The sequence below is a fragment of the Vibrio atlanticus genome (assembly GCF_024347315.1).
Taxonomy (GTDB): Bacteria; Pseudomonadota; Gammaproteobacteria; order Enterobacterales; family Vibrionaceae; genus Vibrio; species Vibrio atlanticus.
The window spans coordinates 1,297,715-1,316,584 of sequence record NZ_AP025461.1 but is presented as its reverse complement, the minus strand read 5'-3'; the positions used below and the strand labels follow the sequence as shown (position 1 = coordinate 1,316,584).

15 protein-coding genes are annotated in these 18,870 nt (G+C 45.2%); 11 read left to right on the top strand and 4 right to left on the bottom strand.

Annotation, left to right across the window (positions count from 1 at the left end; translation table 11 throughout):
- The first annotated feature begins 12 nt into the window (after positions 1–12).
- Positions 13–480 carry a GNAT family N-acetyltransferase gene (locus OCV30_RS21480; RefSeq protein WP_009844952.1) on the top strand — a complete coding sequence of 156 codons (468 nt, stop codon included), beginning with the start codon at positions 13–15 and terminating at the stop codon, positions 478–480.
- 127 nt (positions 481–607) lie between these two features.
- Here OCV30_RS21480 and OCV30_RS21475 read toward each other — a convergent pair whose 3' ends face one another.
- Positions 608–1,105, bottom strand: coding sequence for a fasciclin domain-containing protein (locus OCV30_RS21475; RefSeq protein ID WP_017102596.1), 498 nt, complete (start codon positions 1,103–1,105; stop codon positions 608–610).
- Between the two features lie 307 nt (positions 1,106–1,412).
- Here OCV30_RS21475 and OCV30_RS21470 point away from each other — a divergent pair, with 307 nt between their 5' ends.
- Positions 1,413–1,907, top strand: coding sequence for a GNAT family N-acetyltransferase (locus tag OCV30_RS21470; RefSeq protein WP_065679402.1), 495 nt, complete (start codon positions 1,413–1,415; stop codon positions 1,905–1,907).
- A 105-nt stretch (positions 1,908–2,012) separates the two neighbouring features.
- On the opposite strand, the gene OCV30_RS21465 is transcribed toward OCV30_RS21470, so the two are convergent.
- Both OCV30_RS21465 and OCV30_RS21460 read right to left on the bottom strand, forming a co-directional pair.
- A complete protein-coding gene (locus tag OCV30_RS21465; RefSeq protein ID WP_065679401.1) occupies positions 2,013–2,666 on the bottom strand; it encodes a DUF2057 family protein in 654 nt (217 codons plus the stop codon).
- 289 nt (positions 2,667–2,955) lie between these two features.
- Positions 2,956–4,518 (bottom strand): arylsulfatase, encoded by a 1,563-nt coding sequence (locus OCV30_RS21460; RefSeq protein WP_065679400.1) that lies wholly within the window; start codon positions 4,516–4,518, stop codon positions 2,956–2,958.
- Positions 4,519–4,864: 346 nt separating this feature from the next.
- Here OCV30_RS21460 and OCV30_RS21455 point away from each other — a divergent pair, with 346 nt between their 5' ends.
- From OCV30_RS21455 to OCV30_RS21415, 9 genes are all read left to right on the top strand, one after another.
- Positions 4,865–6,412 (top strand): arylsulfatase, encoded by a 1,548-nt coding sequence (locus OCV30_RS21455; protein WP_065679440.1) that lies wholly within the window; start codon positions 4,865–4,867, stop codon positions 6,410–6,412.
- Positions 6,413–6,618: 206 nt separating this feature from the next.
- Positions 6,619–9,006, top strand: a complete 2,388-nt coding sequence (locus tag OCV30_RS21450) for a tetratricopeptide repeat protein (RefSeq protein ID WP_065679399.1) — start codon at positions 6,619–6,621, stop codon at positions 9,004–9,006.
- A gap of 194 nt (positions 9,007–9,200) precedes the next feature.
- Entirely contained in the window at positions 9,201–10,184 is a 984-nt protein-coding gene (locus OCV30_RS21445; RefSeq protein WP_065679398.1) for an AAA family ATPase, read from the top strand.
- Positions 10,185–10,196: 12 nt separating this feature from the next.
- Positions 10,197–11,159, top strand: a complete 963-nt coding sequence (locus tag OCV30_RS21440) for a DUF58 domain-containing protein (RefSeq protein WP_065679397.1) — start codon at positions 10,197–10,199, stop codon at positions 11,157–11,159.
- Positions 11,160–11,738, top strand: a complete 579-nt coding sequence (locus OCV30_RS21435; protein ID WP_065679396.1) for a DUF4381 domain-containing protein — start codon at positions 11,160–11,162, stop codon at positions 11,736–11,738.
- Positions 11,731–12,810 carry a vWA domain-containing protein gene (locus OCV30_RS21430; protein ID WP_065679395.1) on the top strand — a complete coding sequence of 360 codons (1,080 nt, stop codon included), beginning with the start codon at positions 11,731–11,733 and terminating at the stop codon, positions 12,808–12,810. Before OCV30_RS21435 ends, OCV30_RS21430 begins: the two co-directional genes overlap by 8 nt.
- Complete coding sequence (locus OCV30_RS21425; protein ID WP_065679394.1) at positions 12,803–14,527, top strand: vWA domain-containing protein; 1,725 nt, start codon at positions 12,803–12,805, stop codon at positions 14,525–14,527. Before OCV30_RS21430 ends, OCV30_RS21425 begins: the two co-directional genes overlap by 8 nt.
- A complete protein-coding gene (locus OCV30_RS21420; protein WP_065679393.1) occupies positions 14,524–15,918 on the top strand; it encodes a BatD family protein in 1,395 nt (464 codons plus the stop codon). The genes OCV30_RS21425 and OCV30_RS21420 overlap by 4 nt, the downstream gene beginning before the upstream one ends.
- Before the next feature lie 78 nt (positions 15,919–15,996).
- On the top strand, positions 15,997–16,902 hold the full coding sequence (locus OCV30_RS21415) for a LysR family transcriptional regulator (protein WP_009844964.1): 906 nt from the start codon (positions 15,997–15,999) through the stop codon (positions 16,900–16,902).
- Positions 16,903–17,106: 204 nt separating this feature from the next.
- Here OCV30_RS21415 and OCV30_RS21410 read toward each other — a convergent pair whose 3' ends face one another.
- Positions 17,107–18,789, bottom strand: a complete 1,683-nt coding sequence (locus tag OCV30_RS21410; RefSeq protein WP_065679392.1) for an alkaline phosphatase family protein — start codon at positions 18,787–18,789, stop codon at positions 17,107–17,109.
- Between the last annotated feature and the right edge of the window lie 81 nt (positions 18,790–18,870).

Genomic DNA, 18,870 nt, shown 5'->3' with positions numbered 1-18,870 from the left:
AAGGACTGTGTCGTGGTTAGAATTCGAAATTACCAAGTTAGTGATGCCAAAGCATTATGGGAGATCTATTTCCATACTGTCCGGAATATTAATGTTCGTGACTATTCTCAAGAACAAGTTGAGGCTTGGGCTCCAAGTGACTTTGACTCCGAGGTGTGGGAAAAGTGTCTGCATCGTATCCAACCTTTTGTTGCGGAGTTGGATGGCCACATTGTTGGCTATACTGACCTGCAACCAAATGGGTTGATTGACCACTTCTTTTGTCATCATGAATATCAAGGTAAAGGTGTAGGGCGAGCTTTGATGGAGCATGTATTCGAGATTGGTCGATTTCGTGGTGTATCGAGATACTTCTCTGAGGTGAGTATTACCGCTAGGCCTTTCTATGAGCACCTTGGCTTTAAGTTAGTGAATGAACAGGAAGTCGAAATACGTGGCGTTAAGCTGACTAATTACGTGATGGAGAAAACCACTAAGTAGCCATTAACGTTATGTCTAGTGTAGGTAAACTTGGATATGCTCAACGCTTAGCCCAGTTGGTTAAAAAGGGTGTGAATTGTCACACCCTCAAAGAGTTTGGTTTGCCTCAGACTTTATTTCTATTTGATTACTTCGGGAGCAAGACCGTATCAATTACGTGGATTACACCATTGCTTGCTTCCACATCAGCCGCAATCACTTTCGCATTGTTAATCATAACCGTGCCATCGCTTACGCTTATCATCACGTTTTGACCTTGAATTGTTGTCGCTTTGTCTATTTTCATAACGTCTGCCGCCATCACTTTCCCTGCGACTACATGATAAGTTAGCACGGCGACTAATTTGTCTTTGTTTTCCGGTTTCAAAAGCATATCGACAGTACCATCTGGCAACTTGGCAAATGCTTCATCGGTTGGAGCGAAAACGGTAAAAGGTCCTTCTCCTTTCAAAGTATCTACAAGTCCACCCGCTTTAACAGCAGCTACAAGTGTATTGAAAGAGCCATTTCCTACTGCGACATCGACGATATCTTTTTTCATCTCATGATGATTGGCGTTAGCGAATGCACTAAAAAAAAGTGCAGCGACAAGAAGAGATAGAGACTTGCTAATTTTATTAATCATGTTGGAATCCTTTGAGTTTGTCCGTTATTTTCGTCAGGTATTACGAAGGGCTCAAAGCGATGGATCAATTTATTATACCTTTGAGCTATTTACTTCGAGAGCGAATTTTACTCTATGAATAGGCGCACGAGGGGCCTCTATGGTGCATTTATAGGATATGAGTTTGATTGTTTAATGGGCTATGATGACTGCTTGATGGACAATAACGATTGTTCAATTATTTCTGTCACTTACGGTTGTAGCTGCTCGTTGCTATCCGTAATATGAAAATTAGCTTAAGGATAGAATTAGACAGTAAGGAAGCACTTTGGAAATACAAATGAGACACCTTGAAATAACCGACAACCAAGATATTTTTGATATTTATCGTCATCCATCAGTATCAGAAAACACCTCACAAAAGCCTTTCCTAAGCTCAGATCAAGTGGAGCGATTGTTTGGTCATTCAGACCATTTTACTTTAGTCGCAGAAGTGTCAGGTAAAGTCGTCGGGCACATTACTTTATTCATGACGACTAAGGTGAGAGACCGACACTGTGCTGGCCTTGGAATTGCGATTCACCCTGATGCACACGGCAAAGGGGTTGGAAAGGCCTTAATGAAAGAAGCGATTAATCAGGCTGATAATTGGCTTAATCTTGTTCGTTTGGAGCTAGAGGTTCATGCAGATAACCATGCTGCGATTGCTTTGTATGAACGAGTGGGTTTTCAGTTAGAAGGCACTAAAAGGCTGAGTACATTCAAAGGCGGGAAATACATTGATATGTTGTTGATGTCGAGGATTAGACCTGATTATCGTTGATTGTTAGACCTATAACGTCCTATTTAGATGAAATCAAAGAAGCTGGCAGTGTGCCAGCTTCTTTGGTTTGAACGAGATATTTTATAGACTTGTTCGTAATCGAATCTACTTGTTCACGTAATCTTTGAATTTCTGCTTCGTTTCAGCATCGGCTTTTTCGTACCAAAAATACAACATTTCTTCAGCTGTGTTAGCCGCATTTCCATCAATTTTTGCTGGAAGTTTTACAGGTTGAACAACCGCCGCTGTTGCGCCTGCTGTTGTACCTATAGCTAGCGCAGCAATGCCGCCTTTCTGGTTGTATTCTTTTGCTTCTTGAGGGTATTTACGTCCAATTTGCATACCGTCTTTAACTAGCTTGTCTTGCTTAACGCTGATTTCATTCTGGTTCTCATCAACAAGGCTCCACTCTAAGTTTTTAAACCCAGATTTTGCTTCTGCTGTGTTGCGGTATTTTGGCAGGTCGAAAGTCAGTGTGGTATCAGTCGCATCGAATGTTGCGATAACAGCGTCGCTGTCTACGAATTCACGATCGTTACCTTTATCAAATGCAAGTTGATATTGGAATACAATTTGGTTTTGGCCATCTGGTAACGTCAGTGTTTTATGAGAAGAGAATAAGCCGCCGTCTAAGTCAGGCTTAGCTTCGTTAACCGCTAGAATATCAACACTGGATGGAACTTGGATTTCAACGTCAGCTAATACTGAAGGTGCAGCAACGATAGCTGAGAGTAGGGCAATGCTTTGGATTGTCTTCATAATCATACAGTTGTTAGGGTGAGTTAAAATACAATCGCACGCATATCTCTGTATTTCAAGTGATGTCCGTGGGATTTGAAAAAATTTGCGTAATCTTAACGTAACGGTCATAAACGAGGCGAGTTACAAGGCTATGCGAGTAAATGTATGCGGATAACCTTGTTCGTCACTCGTTTGTTAAAGGCTTATGTGGGACAGTTTTCATTGTTGATATACTGAAAAGCCGTGATAGCACTTGAGCTATCACGGCTTTGTTTCGCTTTCCTAGGGTTGGTTAAGCTTTAGCTAATTATTTAGCTTGCGCTGCTGCCGCTTCTAGTTGCTTAAGTTTACCTTGAAGCATGTACGCATTCTGGTTGAAGTTACCAGGGTTCAACACTTGGCTTTGCTGCATTGGGTAGTCAGGTAGTGTGTTCATGAACTCTTGTACTTTGCCGCCTACTGGTACGAATAGCCACATATTGTCTGCCATCCAGCGTAGGTACATGCCCGATTCGTGTGGTGCTTTTTCGAATGGGTCAGCACGTAGGTGAACGACTTGAGGCCAGTTTGGTTGGAAGCGAACTGCATCAACAATGTTCCCGTCCATTACTGCGAAAGAAATCTTGAAGTCATTCCAACGTACCGCGTTTAACTCAGCGTTTGCAGAGAAGTAAAGCATGCTGTCACGAGGGCCTTTTTCTTCTTTACCTTCGAAGTAAGGTAGGAAGTTGTAACCATCTAGGTGTACACGCCAATTTTTGCCGTTGTAAGTCGCCCCTTTATCAGAAGCCAGTTTCTCAACCACTTTATCATCACCAGCGGCTGCTAGAAGAGTCGGGATCCAGTCTTGGTGGCTCATGATGTCGTTGATCTTAGTTCCCGGTTTGATCGTACCAGGCCAGCGAACTAACTGAGGAACACGCATACCACCTTCGTAAGTTGTACCTTTTTCACCGTGGAAGTAAGTTGCACCACCATCAGGCCAAGATACTGTCTCTGCACCGTTATCGGTAGAGTAGATTACGATGGTGTTGTCTGCGATCTTAAGCTCATCAAGCTTGTCTAGAAGGATACCGACTTGGTCATCGTGCTCTAACATGCCATCAGCGTAGATGCTGATACCAGATTTACCTTGGTATTTTTCTTGTAGACGAGTCCACACGTGCATACGAGTCGTGTTGTGCCAGATGAAGAATGGTTTGTCAGCTTTCACTGCTTTTTCCATGAATGCTAAAGATTCTTCTAGGAACTCTTCATCCGCGTGCTCCATACGCTTACGCGTCATAGGGCCTGTATCTTCAATCTTACCGTCAGAAGTCGACTTGATTACACCACGAGGGCCAAAGTTCTTACGGAATTCTGGGTCTTTAGGGTAGTAGTATGTTTCCGGCTCTTCTTCCGCATTTAGGTGATAAAGGTTACCAAAGAACTGGTCGAAACCGTGGTTCGTTGGGAGGTGCTTATCTTGGTCACCCATGTGGTTTTTACCGAACTGAGCTGTCATGTAGCCTTGTTCTTTAAGAAGGTCTGCGATAGTTGGAGCCCAATCAGGGATACCGTGGTCAGAGCCCGGCATACCGATAGTCAGTAGACCTGTACGGAAAGGTTCTTGACCGGTTAGGAATGCAGCACGGCCAGCAGTACACGATTGTTGACCGTAATGGTCAGTAAATAGTGCGCCTTCGTTAGCAATACGGTCGATGTTAGGTGTTTCATAACCCATCATGCCGTTGTTGTATGCACTGATGTTGAATACACCAATGTCATCACCCCAGATAGCAAGAATGTTTGGTTTTTCTGCTGCTGTTGCTGCTGAAGAAGCTGCTAATAAGCCAACACCTAATGCTAGTTTATTAATTTTAGTACCCATAAGGACTCCGATTCACTTTTAAGATTAATGCGTTAGAACAACACATCGATGAGCAAATGTTATTCTCAAAATTCCGTTCCGTCCTTTTATAGTGCTTATAACCAATCGTTATGATGTCTAGTTAACTTATTGATTCATATCATTTTCAGTGTGTTGCCAGAACAGCCTCTTAGTTTGTATGTGTGATCCTTATCATGTTTGTTGCCGTAAACCTTATCGATGACTTCTGTATCCATATCTCGATGAAAATGACAAAAAGATTAATAGCTTAGGTAATCTCGCGTATGCGCAAAAAATGAACTATACGTTGTAGGGCAGGATGCAAATAACTTACGAAGAGGTTTCTATGACAGCGAAGTATGGCGCTAAACGTCGATTAGCGATTTTGGGTACAGCAATGATGGCCGCGTCTAGCGCCACTTTTGCAGCAGAAAAGCCAAATATATTGGTCATTTGGGGGGACGATATTGGTCAATCTAATGTGAGTGCATACACCTTCGGTCTCATGGGTTACAAAACTCCAAATATTGATAGCATCGCCAAAGAAGGCATGATGTTTACCGATTATTATGCTGAGCAGTCTTGTACCGCAGGTCGCTCAACGTTCATCACGGGTCAAAGTGTTCTTAGAACGGGTTTAAGTAAAGTAGGCCTTCCAGGTGCAGACATTGGTTTGCAAGCGGAGGATGCAACGATTGCAGAAATGCTTAGACCTATGGGGTACATGACAGGTCAATTTGGTAAAAACCACCTTGGCGATAAAGATGAATTCCTTCCAACAGCACACGGGTTTGACGAATTTTTTGGCAACCTTTACCACCTGAATGCTGAAGAAGAACCGGAGAATGAAGATTACCCAACTGATCCAGAGTTTCATAAGAAATTTGGCCCTCGTGGTGTGATCAAATCATTCGCCGATGGCAAGATTGAAGATACAGGCCCACTAACGCGTAAGCGTATGGAAACGGTCGATGAAGAAACACTAGACGCGGCACTTGATTTCATGGATCGCGCAGTGAAAGCAGATAAACCATTCTTCGTTTGGTGGAACGCAACACGAATGCACTTTAGAACGCATGTGCAGCCAGATAGCAAAGGCGTAACCGGTATCAGTAATTACGCTGATGGTATGGTTGAGCACGATCGACACGTTGGACAACTATTGAAGCAAGTGGATGAGTTGGGAATCAAAGACAACACCATCGTTTTCTACTCAACGGATAACGGTCCACACATGAACTCGTGGCCTGATGCCAGTACAACGCCGTTCCGTGGTGAGAAAAACACCAACTGGGAAGGTGCATACCGTGTACCAGCAATGGTTCGTTGGCCAGGAAAGATTGAACCGGGCACTGTATCCAACGAAATCATGCACCACATGGACTGGATGCCAACCTTCGTTGCAGCCGCCGGTGATGATCAGATCAAAGAGAAACTACTGAAAGGTCATACTGCGGGTGATAAAACATTTAAAGTTCACCTAGATGGTTACAACTTCCTTCCTTACTTAACTGGTGAAGAAGAGAAAGGCCGTCGTTCGGAGATCTTCTACTTTACCGATGACGGTGACCTTGCGGCACTTCGTTACAACCAATGGAAAGCGGTGTTCATGGAGCAGCGTGCAACGGGTACCATGCAAATCTGGGCAGAACCGTTTGTAACGTTACGTCTTCCTAAGCTGTTTAACCTCCGTATGGACCCATACGAAAACGCAGATATCACTTCGAATACTTACTATGATTGGTTGTTAGACCATGCTTATATGTTCGTTCCTGCACAAGCGTATGTTGGCAAGTTCTTAGAAACCTTTGCTGAATATCCACCACGCCAAAAAGCAGCGAGCTTTAGCTTGGATCAGGTTATGGAGAAACTTCAAGAGAACCATAATAAGTAAGCTTTGGTTTATTGAAACTGATGTTTGATGAAACTGGTAACACGAAAGAGCTCTTCGGAGCTCTTTTTTATGAGCATATCGATGAGTAGATATCAGTCGTGAATATGAATCACAACTATCGAGCCCACTGCCACTAAATAATTGTAATTTCATTGTTTTTACGTCTACCTTATTAAGCATAAGGATGTATAAAAACAAGGAATGTTATGTCTGCATGGTTGTGCTCACTAGTGAACGGATTGAAACACCAGCGAGTTGCAGTATTATCCGCAATGTTGTCTTTACCTATGTTGTCGACACTCAGTATCAGTGTGAATGCTAATGAACAAGCTCCAACGATCACTGAAGCTACGCTTATTGGTTCAGGAACTTTAGATGCCAGCTCTCCCAAGGCTACGTATGTCGGTTCTGAAGCATGCGTTGACTGTCACAGCGAAGAAGTGGAAGCGTGGCAAGGCTCTCATCATGATATGGCGATGAAACACGCTACCGATGAGTCCATTTTGGGCGACTTCAACGATCAAACCGTGACTCATAAAGGAAAGCCCAACCGTTTTTTCCGCAAGGGCGAAGAGTTCTGGGTCAATATCGAAGGGCCAGACGGCCAGTTTAAAGATTACAAAATCAGCTATACCTTTGCCTTTGAACCACTACAACAATACATGGTTGAATTTGAAGATGGCCGTGTACAGTTGATTCCATTCGCTTGGGACTCTCGCACTGAAGGCGAAGGCGGTCAACGCTGGTTTCACCTCTATCCTGATACCACCAATACCGATGAATTCTACTGGACCAATAGCGGTCAAAACTGGAACTTCATGTGTGCCGATTGCCATTCAACGAATCTAGAAAAAAACTACGACAGCGCGAGTAATACCTACAACACCACATGGTCCGAGATTAATGTCGGTTGTGAAGCGTGTCATGGCCCTGCGAGTGAGCACGTTGAACAGGCCAAGCTAGCCAAAGCTAACGGTGGAAAGGATGCTCAAGTCTCGGCGCATTATGGTTTTGACCGTGACTTGTCGAAATCGGTGAAAGAGTGGATCTATCAAGAGGGTAATTCAACCCTGCAACCAAAAGACATCATCCATACCAATCAAGTTCAAACCTGTGCTCAATGCCACAGCCGACGTACTCAGTTGAATGAAACGGGTGACCACGTGAACGGGTCATTCTTTGATAAGTATCGCCTGAGCTTAATTACTCCTGAGCTTTACCATAACGATGGTCAAATCTACGATGAAGATTACGTTTACGGATCTTTCCTTCAATCAGTGATGGCTGAAAAAGGCGTCACATGTACTAACTGCCACGATCCCCATACCGCTGAACTAAAAATTGCGGAAGAAGCTGTGTGTAGCCAATGTCACATTGCATCAGAGTACACGCCTGAAAAGCACACCTTCCACGAGGCGAATACCGAAGCTTCACAATGTACCACTTGTCACATGCCTGAGACGACTTACATGGAGGTCGACCCAAGACGCGACCACAGTTGGCATATCCCGCGTCCTGATATTAGCCAACACATTAAAACGCCGAACGTGTGTACTAGCTGTCATGAAGATCAAACCGACCAGTGGGCAGATAAGCAAATCGGTGAGTGGTTCCCAGATTCTAAGTATCGTAATCAGCAGCATTTTGCCGTTGCCTTTTATGCTGACTCAATAGGGCACCGAGGTGCAGAGGATGCGTTGGCATACTTGGCTCAGGACTCCAGCTTAAGCAATATCATTCGTGCATCGAGCTTAGAACGTTTGGGCGGCAATACGGGTAAGAATACGCTTATCTCGCTAGCAAGAGCGGTGAAACACGACGATGAGATGATCCGTTTAGGCGTTGTGCAAGGCTCGTCTGGTTTTCCATTTACTGATCGTTGGCAGATTCTAGAGCCGCTACTGAAAGACCCTGTATTATCGATTCGTTCAGAAACCGCAGGTGCATTGGTACGTTATTGGGGAGAAATGAACCCTCTGCAGAAAGATCAAATCAAACCTGCATTGCAAGAGTACATTGAGATACAACAATTTAATGCCGACAGAGGGTTTGGTCGTACGAACCTAGGCAACGTTTACCGAGATTTAGGTCAGCACGATAAAGCGATTGAGTTTTACAAAGGTGCTATCGACATTGAACCTTACTTCGAGAACAGTTATGCCAACTTGGCTGATTTGTATCGAGCGCAAGGTAACGAAGCAAAAGCGTTGTCGACGTTGAAGCATGGTATTGAAGCTCAGCCGAAATCGAGTGTATTGCCATACAGCGCAGGATTATCTCTGCTTCGTGTGAAAGATTACGACCAAGCAACCGATTACCTTAAACAAGCCGCTGAAACTGCGCAAACCGACCCACAATATTGGTATGTGTACGGATTGGCTTTGGAGAAATCCGATGTGCTTGCGGCAAGTAAATCACTGCACAAGGCTTACCAATTTAGCCGTAACCCACAGCATCTGTATGCCCAGTGTGAAATCTTAGCGCGAAATTACAAACAACCCGATGTACCTAAAGCGTTTGAACAATGTGTTTTGTCATTGAGCAAAGTCGCACAACCGGAGGCAGTTAACCAGTTGAAAGCAATTGTCCAGTAGAGAGCAATTAGCAAGCCGTTAGTCAGTAAAAAGCACTTAGCAAGAAGAAAGCCATTAGTAAGTAGAAAGCTGGGCTGAAATAGAGCGCCAGAATTGACGTGGCTATGGCGCTTATAATTTATGGTGCTTATAACTAATAGTTATGGGGCTTGTGAGTAGGATGTACGCAGCCAGATTGAATTAAGGGAAGACCTATGAACCATGCGCAACAAGCAATTAACCAACTGATTGAACAAACAGAGAAAAGTGTTATCGGTCAGGGCCACGTCGTTCGGGCTCTGGTGATAGGGTTATTGACTAATGGGCATGTGCTTTTAGAGGGACTTCCCGGTACAGCGAAAACTCGTTCAGTGAAATCGCTGGCGAACCTACTGAACACCAGTTTTGGTCGAATTCAGTTTACGCCTGACCTGCTGCCATCAGATGTAACCGGTACAGAAGTGTATCAAGAGCTTGATGGAAAGCCTCAGTTGCACTTTCAACCGGGTCCTATTTTCAACAGTATTGTTTTAGCCGATGAAGTGAACCGTGCTCCTGCAAAGGTACAAGCGGCTCTGCTTGAAGCCATGGCGGAAGGAACGATTACGGTGGGTGGTCAAACTCATATCCTACCTGATCTATTCATGGTGCTCGCTACGCAAAACCCAGTTGAGCAAGAAGGCACGTATCCACTGCCTGAAGCACAGATGGACCGCTTCATTATGAAAGTCACGGTCGACTATCCAGAAGATGAAGCTGAACGCGACATCATTCGACTCGTGCGCAGTGAAGAGTTGGGTAGCGAAACGAGTTCAGAATTAGTCACTCCACAACATATTGAACCTGAATTGGTGCTTGAAGCGCGCCGCCAACTTCCAGACATTGCCGTTTCCGATTTAGTTGAGAACTACATCGTGGCTTTGGTAATGGCTACACGAAAACCTGAGCGTTATCCAGAATCAGACTTATCGAAATGGATTGAAATTGGTTCAAGTCCTCGCGCTTCTATTTCATTGGATAAATGTGCTCGCGCTTATGCGTGGCTGCAAGGGCGTGACTATGTCACGTTAGACGATGTGCGTGCCATGTTGCCAACCGTATTAGGCCACCGATTCTCGCTGTCTTACGACGCATTGGCCGATGGTGTTGACCATCAAAGAGTGGTTGAAGAACTGCTTGATAATGTTGAGATTGGATAACTAGGGGGCGTTATGGCGAAGCCAACACAAGCTCCCAAATCGCAAGGCCTTGATCCTCGACTGTATTGTGACTATTCAAGGTTAGTGCGAATTCAGGCTCAAGCTGAGTCGTTTTCTCTATTGCCTCACCTAAAGGCGGGCAGCGTGCTGTCGGGGAGGCACAATTCATTGTTCCGAGGTCGAGGTTTGAATTTCGAGGAGCTACGTCACTACCAACTCGGTGATGATATTCGTAACCTCGATTGGAAAGTCACGATGCGAACAGGTAAACCTCATGTTCGTAGTTATACCGAAGAGAAAGACCGTAATGTGATGATCTGTGTTGATCAGCGCAGCTCGATGTTCTTTGCGTCTCAAAATACCATGAAATCCGTTGTGGCCGCTGAAGTCGCAGCATTGTGTGGATGGCGAGTGCTGAAAGATGGTGACCGTGTCGGCTTCGTTTTAGCCTCACATCAAAAGCTCTTTCATACCAAAGCGCAGCGTTCACAGTCTGATTTACTGGCTCAGTTAAAGCATCTTACCAAGGCTAATCAAAGCTTAGACGTGAGTGTGAGTGACAGCGAGGGTGTTGGTTTTAGCCAGTGGATTGAACTGATCAAGCGAATGAGACTCAAGCAATCAACCTTGATATTCATTAGTGACTGGCGAGACTGCCGAGAACAACATCTCGATCGACTAAAGCAGTTACAGCAACACAACGATATCTTGGCCATTATGGTCACCGACCCATTAGAACAGTCATTGCCTCAAGATCTTGCCAGCGCAAACTGGGTGGTGGGTGATGGTCGCTTTCAACTTAATCTGGATAGCCAATCTAAGGTAAACCTCGCGAGTGAAAGTCTTGCTCAGAAAGCGGCACTTCAGAAACAGTCCCTTGCTAAATTGATGGCGATGAAAAACCTCCCTTATATTGAATTAGACACGTCGGGCAATCACATATCACAGCTGCAGAAGCTAGTGGGAGGGCGCTAAATGGCTGTTGAACATACTCCCCCAAGCACTTATATCCTTCGTGAATTGCACGATGTAGCGATTCCTGACAGTGTGACCTGGGCTCCTCAAACGATCGGCTGGAAGATCCTTGGCGTTATTTTGTTATTGGTCGCTATCTATCTGGCTTATCGTTTGGCGCAGAAATGGTGGAATAACCGTTATCGCAAAGAAGCGCTTCAAGAGCTCATGATATTGGATGCACGAGACAAAAATTCAACAGAACGAACCTTCAAAGTACTGAAAGTGGTGCTTCGTTACCTAGACAGCAGTAATGCAAAGCTGTTTGGACAAGCCTATGTAAACCGTCTGAACGCTTATCTGCCTGTTAGCGCTAACACAAGTGAAAACAGCAATGCGTTCTTTGCCGATGAAGTTTCGGAATTATGGATGCAAAGCCTAATTGACCCTAATGTGCGTTTGAGCTTTGAACAGCGTTTAGAGGTAATTCAAACCGCGATGATGTGGCTAAAACTTCACAAACCAGATCTACAAGCGAAACCGGATGTACAAGCAAAACCGGATGTACAAGCAAAACCAGAGGGGCAAGATAATGTTTGATAGTTTATCTGCCAGCTTTGAATTTGCGCACCCACTGTGGTTTATCGCTCTACCTTTGCCTTTACTTGTTTATTTTGCCGTACCTGCTTATCGCACTAAACAAATGGCCATCAAGGTGCCATTTTTCAGTGAGTTGGTTGAAGCGATTGGCGAGGCTCCATCAGAAGGAGCAAGCCAGTTAACACCAAGCTGGTGGCAACGAACCACGCTCATTATTACTTGGGCATTAGTGGTGTGCGCGCTCGCTAAACCAACCATTCTTGGTGAGCCGCAAGTTCGCGAACAATTAGGTCGTGACGTGATGGTAGTGGTCGATTTATCTGGCTCAATGGCAGAACAAGACTTTACCTCTAAGCGGGGCGATAAAATATCTCGTTTGGACGCGACCAAAGAAGTGCTGGCTGATTTTGCGACTACCCGAAAAGGGGATCGACTCGGTTTGATTCTTTTTGGTGATGCAGCGTTTGTACAAACACCGTTTACAGCTGACCAAGATGTGTGGCTTGAACTGCTTAATCAAACCGATGTCGCTATGGCAGGGCAAAGCACGCACTTAGGTGATGCAATTGGCTTGGCGATTAAGGTGTTTGAACAAAGCGAAAAGCAAAGTGCTGCCGTTCAAGATTCAAGTGTTGATGCCCACGAAAAAGAGAAGGTCGTGATCGTACTAACCGACGGTAATGATACGGGAAGCTTTGTTGAACCGATTGATGCAGCCAAAGTTGCGAAGGCGGAAGGCGTTCGTATTCACGTGATCGCCATGGGTGACCCACAAACCATTGGTGAAGTGGCTTTGGATATGGAAACCATCAATCGTGTGGCGCAAGAGTCTGGTGGTGAATCTTTTGAAGCACTTAACCGCGATGAATTGACTAAAGCCTACGCTCAAATCGGTGAACTAGAACCACAGTTATATGAAAGTACCACTTATCGTCCTAAACAGGGGCTGCACCATTACTTAATGGCGATTGTTGTTGTGATGTATCTGACTGCCTTTAGTCTGGCGACTTTACGTAGAAGGTCGCTTTTGGCTTCTAAAACTAAAAAATTGAAAGGAGAGGATGATGCCTGATTCTCTCACTCTACAACAGTTCTTTACCCAGTTTCATTTTATCCGACCTTTGTGGTTGTTGGCCTTTATTCCGATGTTCTTCCTGTTATGGGTTCGTTGGAGAGAAGAGACCAAACCAACGTGGAAAGACATTCTACCTTCACACTTACGTGATGCTTTGACGATTGGCGAAACAGGCTGGCGCAAGCAACTGCCGTTGAAGCTATTGGTAGTGATTGTGACTATCGCCATCATTATCTGCTCGGGCCCAACATGGCAACGTGAAGCATCGCCTTTTGGTGAAGACAAAGCGTCGATGTTGGTTGTGCTTGATAACAGTGAATCTATGCTCGCTAAAGACTTACCACCGAGTCGCTTGGAACGATCTAAGCAGAAGATTAGAGACTTATTAGCAGCTCGGAAAGGTGGTAATACGGGCTTAGTGGTTTATGCAGGCAGCGCACACGTCGCGATGCCCGTCACTCAAGACAGCAAGGTATTCGAACCGTTTCTAGCGGCTATCACACCCGATATCATGCCGGTATCAGGTAAGTCAGCAGAAGAAGCACTGCCATTGATTAATCAGCAACTGTCTGGCGAGTTAGGTTCGTCAGTGTTGTTGGTATCGGATGGTGTAAATCCAAGTACCATCAGAGCGTTCGAGAACTTCTTTAACGACAACCCGTATCAGTTGTTTATTCTAGCCGCAGGAAACAGTAATGTGGTGAGCGATAATCCTGTCGACCTCGATTCATTGCGCAATTTAGCAAACAAGACCGGTGGTCGAGTAATTGAGGTGACCGTTGATGATTCGGATATTCGACAACTGAATCAAGCGGTTGAAAGAAACATGCAGCTTAACGGCGAATCTTCAATGCCTTGGAAAGACATGGGCTATGGCCTGCTTATTCCAATGGTGATCATCATGTTGTTGTGGTTCAGAAAAGGATGGTTGGTGCAGTGGTGTGTCGTTGGTTTAGTGATTTCGGGCAGCATTTATTCACCAAACACTTTGGCGAAAACAGTCAACTTAACTGCTGAGAAACCCGTTGTGGTGGAGTCTCTTACAGCTTGGGATAAGACCACTCAATGGTGGTGGGACTTATGGCTAACGCCCGACCAACAAGGTCAACGTTTGTTGAACCAGAAGGAGTACCTTCAAGCTGCAAAACATTTTACTGACCCGATGCGAAAGGGCGCGGCTTATTACTATGCTCGTGATTTTAAGCTCGCTCACAGTGCGTTCCTGCAAACCAAAACTGACCTTGGTTTGTACAATGCAGCCAGTGCGTTAGCTAGGCAGCGTGAATACCTTGCGGCGCGAGACCTCTTGAAATCCCTAAGCGAGAAAGAGGATCTGTCACCAGAACTAAAAACGGATGTGGAAAATAACCTTGCAGTGCTTAGCGGGATTGTCGAAGAGGTAAACCGAACCAGCGAAAGCCAGTCTGGAACCACAGATGGCCCTGAAGAATCTTTAGAACTCGAAGACGATCAGCCGCGAACGGGTGATGGCGCCGAAGAAGAAACGGTAGCGGAATTGATGCTCAAGGAAACGCTTAACGCCAATGAAATCTTGGGCAGCCAAGAGCTTGCCGACAAGTGGTTAAAACGCGTTGAAGCGGATCCTAAGTTCTTCTTGAAATCCAAATTCCAAATTCAGTTAAGAGATCCTGCGCCTTCGATAGAGCAGATGCGAAAACAAGAACAGACGCCAAAACAGGAGCAAACACAATGAGTCGACATGATTTAGCTCTTGAATCGATTCAAGTAAAGTTAGGATGTTCAGAGTCCTTTAAACTAACCAAGACCTTGCTTGTGTCGATGGTTCTATTGATTAGCACTGTTTTCCCTACTCTTGCTTCTGCGGCTGATATCTATGATCTGCAGAAGAGTGGTGATGTTGAACTGATCGCTTGGGTTGGAGAAAAACCGAAGTCAGGCGATAAGATAACGCCAGCGAAAGTCAGCGTTAATGAGCAAGTGATTTTGAACATTGAGGTTGCGACCCCTCGTTGGCTTACGGGTGGTACGCGAATTGGGAGCATCGAAATCCCCAATGTAATTGCAAAGCAGCGTAACCAATTGGCGACGAATTACACTGAACGAGTGGATGGCACGACATGGTCACGCCAGCGTTGGGAAGTGACGCTTTATCCGATGACCTCGGGTGAATTTGTGATTCCAACCGTGCCGGTTCGTATCCAAGTTTCTGCTCCTGATGGTTCAAACGTTGGCGGCACGCTTTACACGCAGCCGATTAAGTTTGAAGCTTCGTTGCCTTCAGGCTTACTCGATAATGAAACGCCTTGGTTTTCTGCGACAGAAGTAGATGTAGAGCAGCAATGGCAACGTTCAAATGAAGAGCTAAAAGTTGGCGATGCCATTACTCGAACTATCACGATTAAGGCAAAAGACAGCCTTTCTGTGTTGCTGCCAAACGTGCTAACCAATGAGTCCACTCAGCAGTTCCAAGCTTACCCACAGCCCAACCGTTTGGATGATACACAAGAACGTGGTGATTATCGCTCAAGCCGAGTTGAAGAGACGGTATATGTTATTCAGCAGGGTGGTGAATTTACGTTGCCAGAGTTTTCATTTCAGTGGTGGGACAGCAAAAATCAACGGCTTGAAAACGTGGTGATAAAAGGAGAAGTATTTGAAGCCAAACACACAGTCCAATCTTTCATCAAAGCCTACATGTCGGTGTTTATTACTGTTGGTTTGGCGTTATTAGTCTGCATTGCGTTGATTGTTTCCGTTAAGCGTTACTACGCAAATCGTCCAACACCAAGTTGGTTGGTATTACGTCGTTTACTCAAGCAAGGTAATTGGCCTGCATTGAGAACCTTTATCTATCGTCAATTAAGAAACCAAACCTCTCAGCTAGAGCTGGATAAAGCGCAGCTAAGTAAAGAGCAACTGGGTAAAGCGAACGAACAAAAGCGTTGGCTAGAAGATAGCGAAGCCCTTCAACAAGGAAGTGAAGATAGAAACGTATTCACTCGTTTATGGAAAGGCTTACGTAACTTACCTAGCGACAAAGCAAGCCATAACAATTCTCGTTCAATTTTCGACCGCTTGAAAATCCCTAAAGCCTTGCCAGACTTAAAAGATAGAACTAAGTAGCAAACTTTAGTCATTCGCATCGAACAAAATCGGCAGGCTCTCTACTATAGGGAACCTGCTTCTTTAATATGGAACTGTATGAAAAGCACCGAACTCAATTTAATTCCTATATTTGTTGCTATCTATGAAGAGCAGAACTTATCTAGGGCTGCCAATCGCATGGATATAAGCCAACCTGCTGTGAGCAAAGCGCTTGCTAGGCTTCGTGATATTTATGATGAGCCACTGTTTCACCGCACCACATCAGGCGTAGAGCCAACCACATTCGCTATTGATATCTATCCGGCAATGGCCGCTGCGCTTAAAAATTTTACTTCTACCTTATCTGCATCAAGAGATTTCGACCCCAAAACTTCAGGGCGCGTGTATTCAATTGCCTGCGTCTCGGCGGCAAGCTACGAAATGATGCCAAGAGTGATGCAGTTAATCAGCCAAGTTGCACCTGGTATCGCATTAGAAGTTCACCCTCTATTTACGGAAGATTACGAGTCTGATTTAAGGCTTCAAAGACACGATGTTATTATCGATATGACACCTAAAGGAAGAACCATGCTCAAGCATGAGGTGATTTCTAAAGAGGAACTGGTGGTGGTGTGCCGTAAGGACCATCCTACAATTGGTGATACGATCGATATGGAGCAGTTCCTATCAGTTGAGCATGTGGTTGTATCTCGTTGGCATGCACGTAAAAGCTTATTGAGTTCTGAACACTACAGTGACCTTGAAAAGCGCAGAATAGTCTATCGCGCTGCGGGTGTTGTTGAGATGCTGCCAGTTATTGAGGGCTCTGATTACATCGGAGTGTTACCTATGTCATCGGTGCGTTGTTTTTCTGAAAAGTACTCGGTTAAAACACTACCACTACCATTCGAATTGGAAGACCTCGATATGTGTATGATTTGGCACCCGAGTCGCACTAATGAACCTAGCCACAAGTGGTTGCGCGCTAAGATCAAAGCGGCAGCAAAAGACATATCAAGTTAGCCTCTAAAGGGGGATTAATGGAAAATGTTTGTGCGAATAGCCGTTATTCCCAGCGCTGACATACGTTGATTGGATTTCGACCTAACTACAGGCAATCAAAAAGAGCCGCTTATCTGTTTTGACTGAGTCAGTCTGAATTGATAAGTGGCTCTTTTACTTGGTGTGGGTTTCGACATTAAAACTAAGAAACCTCAATGACATCTATTATTCGGTAATTTCTTGCAGAACTTCTCCAATTGAACCACTTGGTTGAGTGATACCCAGTTTGTTCGAAAGCGTTGGTGCAATGTCGTATGGCGTGACTGGACGTGAGATTTTCTGAGCTTCAACGTCGTAGCCTGCGAAGATGACAGGGACATGTGTATCGTACTTCCATGGCGAGCCATGAGTCGAGGCGATTTGAAGGCCTTCCATGTCGTTAATGTAGCTACGTGGAGCAAATACCACATACACATCGCCAGAACGAGCTGGGTGGTAGTTGTTCTTAATGAGCTGCATTACATGAGTATCAGGTACTCGGTTTGCCGCGATATCACTGCTCGATACGGCAAACGCAACGCCTTTTACTTTGGCAATCTCATCAGCAATCGCTTCCTGCACTTTCGCTAGGTCAAGTTTCTTTTCTGCGATTAAATCGTGATTCAGATAAATATAAGGCTGTGCGTACAAGCGTATTGCGTCTTTGGATAAACCAAACTCATCCTTCAACCTTTGCTCTACGCCACTCGAGAGCAGTGTGTCTTTATTGAAGTATTGAGCTTGATTGAAGCCAAGCGCATTTGCCGCAGGTGAAGATTCAGGTACACCGTGGTCGGCAGACAACACAATTAGTGTATTCTTTAGTCCGACTTGGTGATCAACGGTTTTAAGAAGCTTGGCGATCGTCTTATCGAGTCGAATTAGGTTGTCTTCTGTCTCTAGGCTTTCAGGGCCGTATAAGTGCACCACGTAGTCGTTTGATGAAAAACTTACAGACAGGTAATCGGTCACGTCACCTTGACCTAGCTTCTCTTGCATCAACAGTGTGCTTGCAAAGTTTTCTGTGATTTCATCGCCAGCCGGGCTAACGGTTAGCGTTGTGCTGTAGTACTTGTAACTCGCGGGGCCATAAGGGTGAGGGAAGGTGCGTTGGAAATCACCGAGTTTCACTTTGTGTTCGGTATCGTGCTCTTGCAGCGTGTAGTTTTCACGTGGTAATGAGAGCTCCCATTTCTGTTTCGAGTACTCTGCAGCAATCGCTTTCTCGTTCCAACGTGATACCCAATCTGGATACTCGCCGTAGTAATAATTGCTGGTGACAAACTCAGATTGCGCTTTGGAGAACCAGAAGGCTTTACCACTGTGTCCTGCCAATGAGATTGCGCCGCGGTCTTTCACAGACACACCGAACACTTTTGATTTGCCACTATTGGAAATTGTCAGCTCGTCACCAAACGTGGTGGAGAGTATTGGCTCAGGAGAACGGCCATCGCCCTGTGCTGTCTTCTGCGTTGGGTCGATCTCAGTTGCTTTGTCGACACCCGCGCCAGAGGTCAACATTTTGTAGTTGCCATCTTCTACGTTATACACCAAACGTTCTTCGCTACGGTCATACCAAACGTTACCTACCATGCCGTGTACGCTCGGTGGAGCACCGGTTGCAAGCGACACATGGCCCACGATCGTTTCCGTGTTGCCATGTTGGTAGTTCGCGTTGGTGTAGTAAGTGCCGTCATCCATTAAGTAGCGGAAGCCACCTTCACCGAAGTTGTGCTTATATCGTTCGATAAGATCTGCGCGCAGGCCATCTACCGTGATTTGAAGAACTAGATCTGGCTTTTCCGAAGCCGAAGTTGGGAGAGCACAGAGTAACGCGAGTGTTACTCCTGAAAGCTTGGTGTATTGCATAGAAGTTCCTTATTCAGCGTTGCCGCAGAGTTCTAACGTTTGTTCAAATTTCTAGGGCGTGTTGATCTTTGCTGTACATTT

Bases quoted from the DNA above. Each gene is read 5' to 3' on its own strand.
- OCV30_RS21450 (WP_065679399.1), top strand. From the start codon at position 6,619: ATGTCTGCATGGTTGTGCTCACTAGTGAACGGATTGAAACACCAGCGA.
- OCV30_RS21415 (WP_009844964.1), top strand. From the start codon at position 15,997: ATGAAAAGCACCGAACTCAATTTAATTCCTATATTTGTTGCTATCTAT.
- OCV30_RS21410 (WP_065679392.1), bottom strand. From the start codon at position 18,789: ATGCAATACACCAAGCTTTCAGGAGTAACACTCGCGTTACTCTGTGCT.
- OCV30_RS21435 (WP_065679396.1), top strand. From the start codon at position 11,160: ATGGCTGTTGAACATACTCCCCCAAGCACTTATATCCTTCGTGAATTG.
- OCV30_RS21425 (WP_065679394.1), top strand. From the start codon at position 12,803: ATGCCTGATTCTCTCACTCTACAACAGTTCTTTACCCAGTTTCATTTT.
- OCV30_RS21465 (WP_065679401.1), bottom strand. From the start codon at position 2,666: ATGAAGACAATCCAAAGCATTGCCCTACTCTCAGCTATCGTTGCTGCA.
- OCV30_RS21420 (WP_065679393.1), top strand. From the start codon at position 14,524: ATGAGTCGACATGATTTAGCTCTTGAATCGATTCAAGTAAAGTTAGGA.
- OCV30_RS21440 (WP_065679397.1), top strand. From the start codon at position 10,197: ATGGCGAAGCCAACACAAGCTCCCAAATCGCAAGGCCTTGATCCTCGA.
- OCV30_RS21455 (WP_065679440.1), top strand. From the start codon at position 4,865: ATGACAGCGAAGTATGGCGCTAAACGTCGATTAGCGATTTTGGGTACA.
- OCV30_RS21445 (WP_065679398.1), top strand. From the start codon at position 9,201: ATGAACCATGCGCAACAAGCAATTAACCAACTGATTGAACAAACAGAG.
- OCV30_RS21430 (WP_065679395.1), top strand. From the start codon at position 11,731: ATGTTTGATAGTTTATCTGCCAGCTTTGAATTTGCGCACCCACTGTGG.
- OCV30_RS21475 (WP_017102596.1), bottom strand. From the start codon at position 1,105: ATGATTAATAAAATTAGCAAGTCTCTATCTCTTCTTGTCGCTGCACTT.
- OCV30_RS21460 (WP_065679400.1), bottom strand. From the start codon at position 4,518: ATGGGTACTAAAATTAATAAACTAGCATTAGGTGTTGGCTTATTAGCA.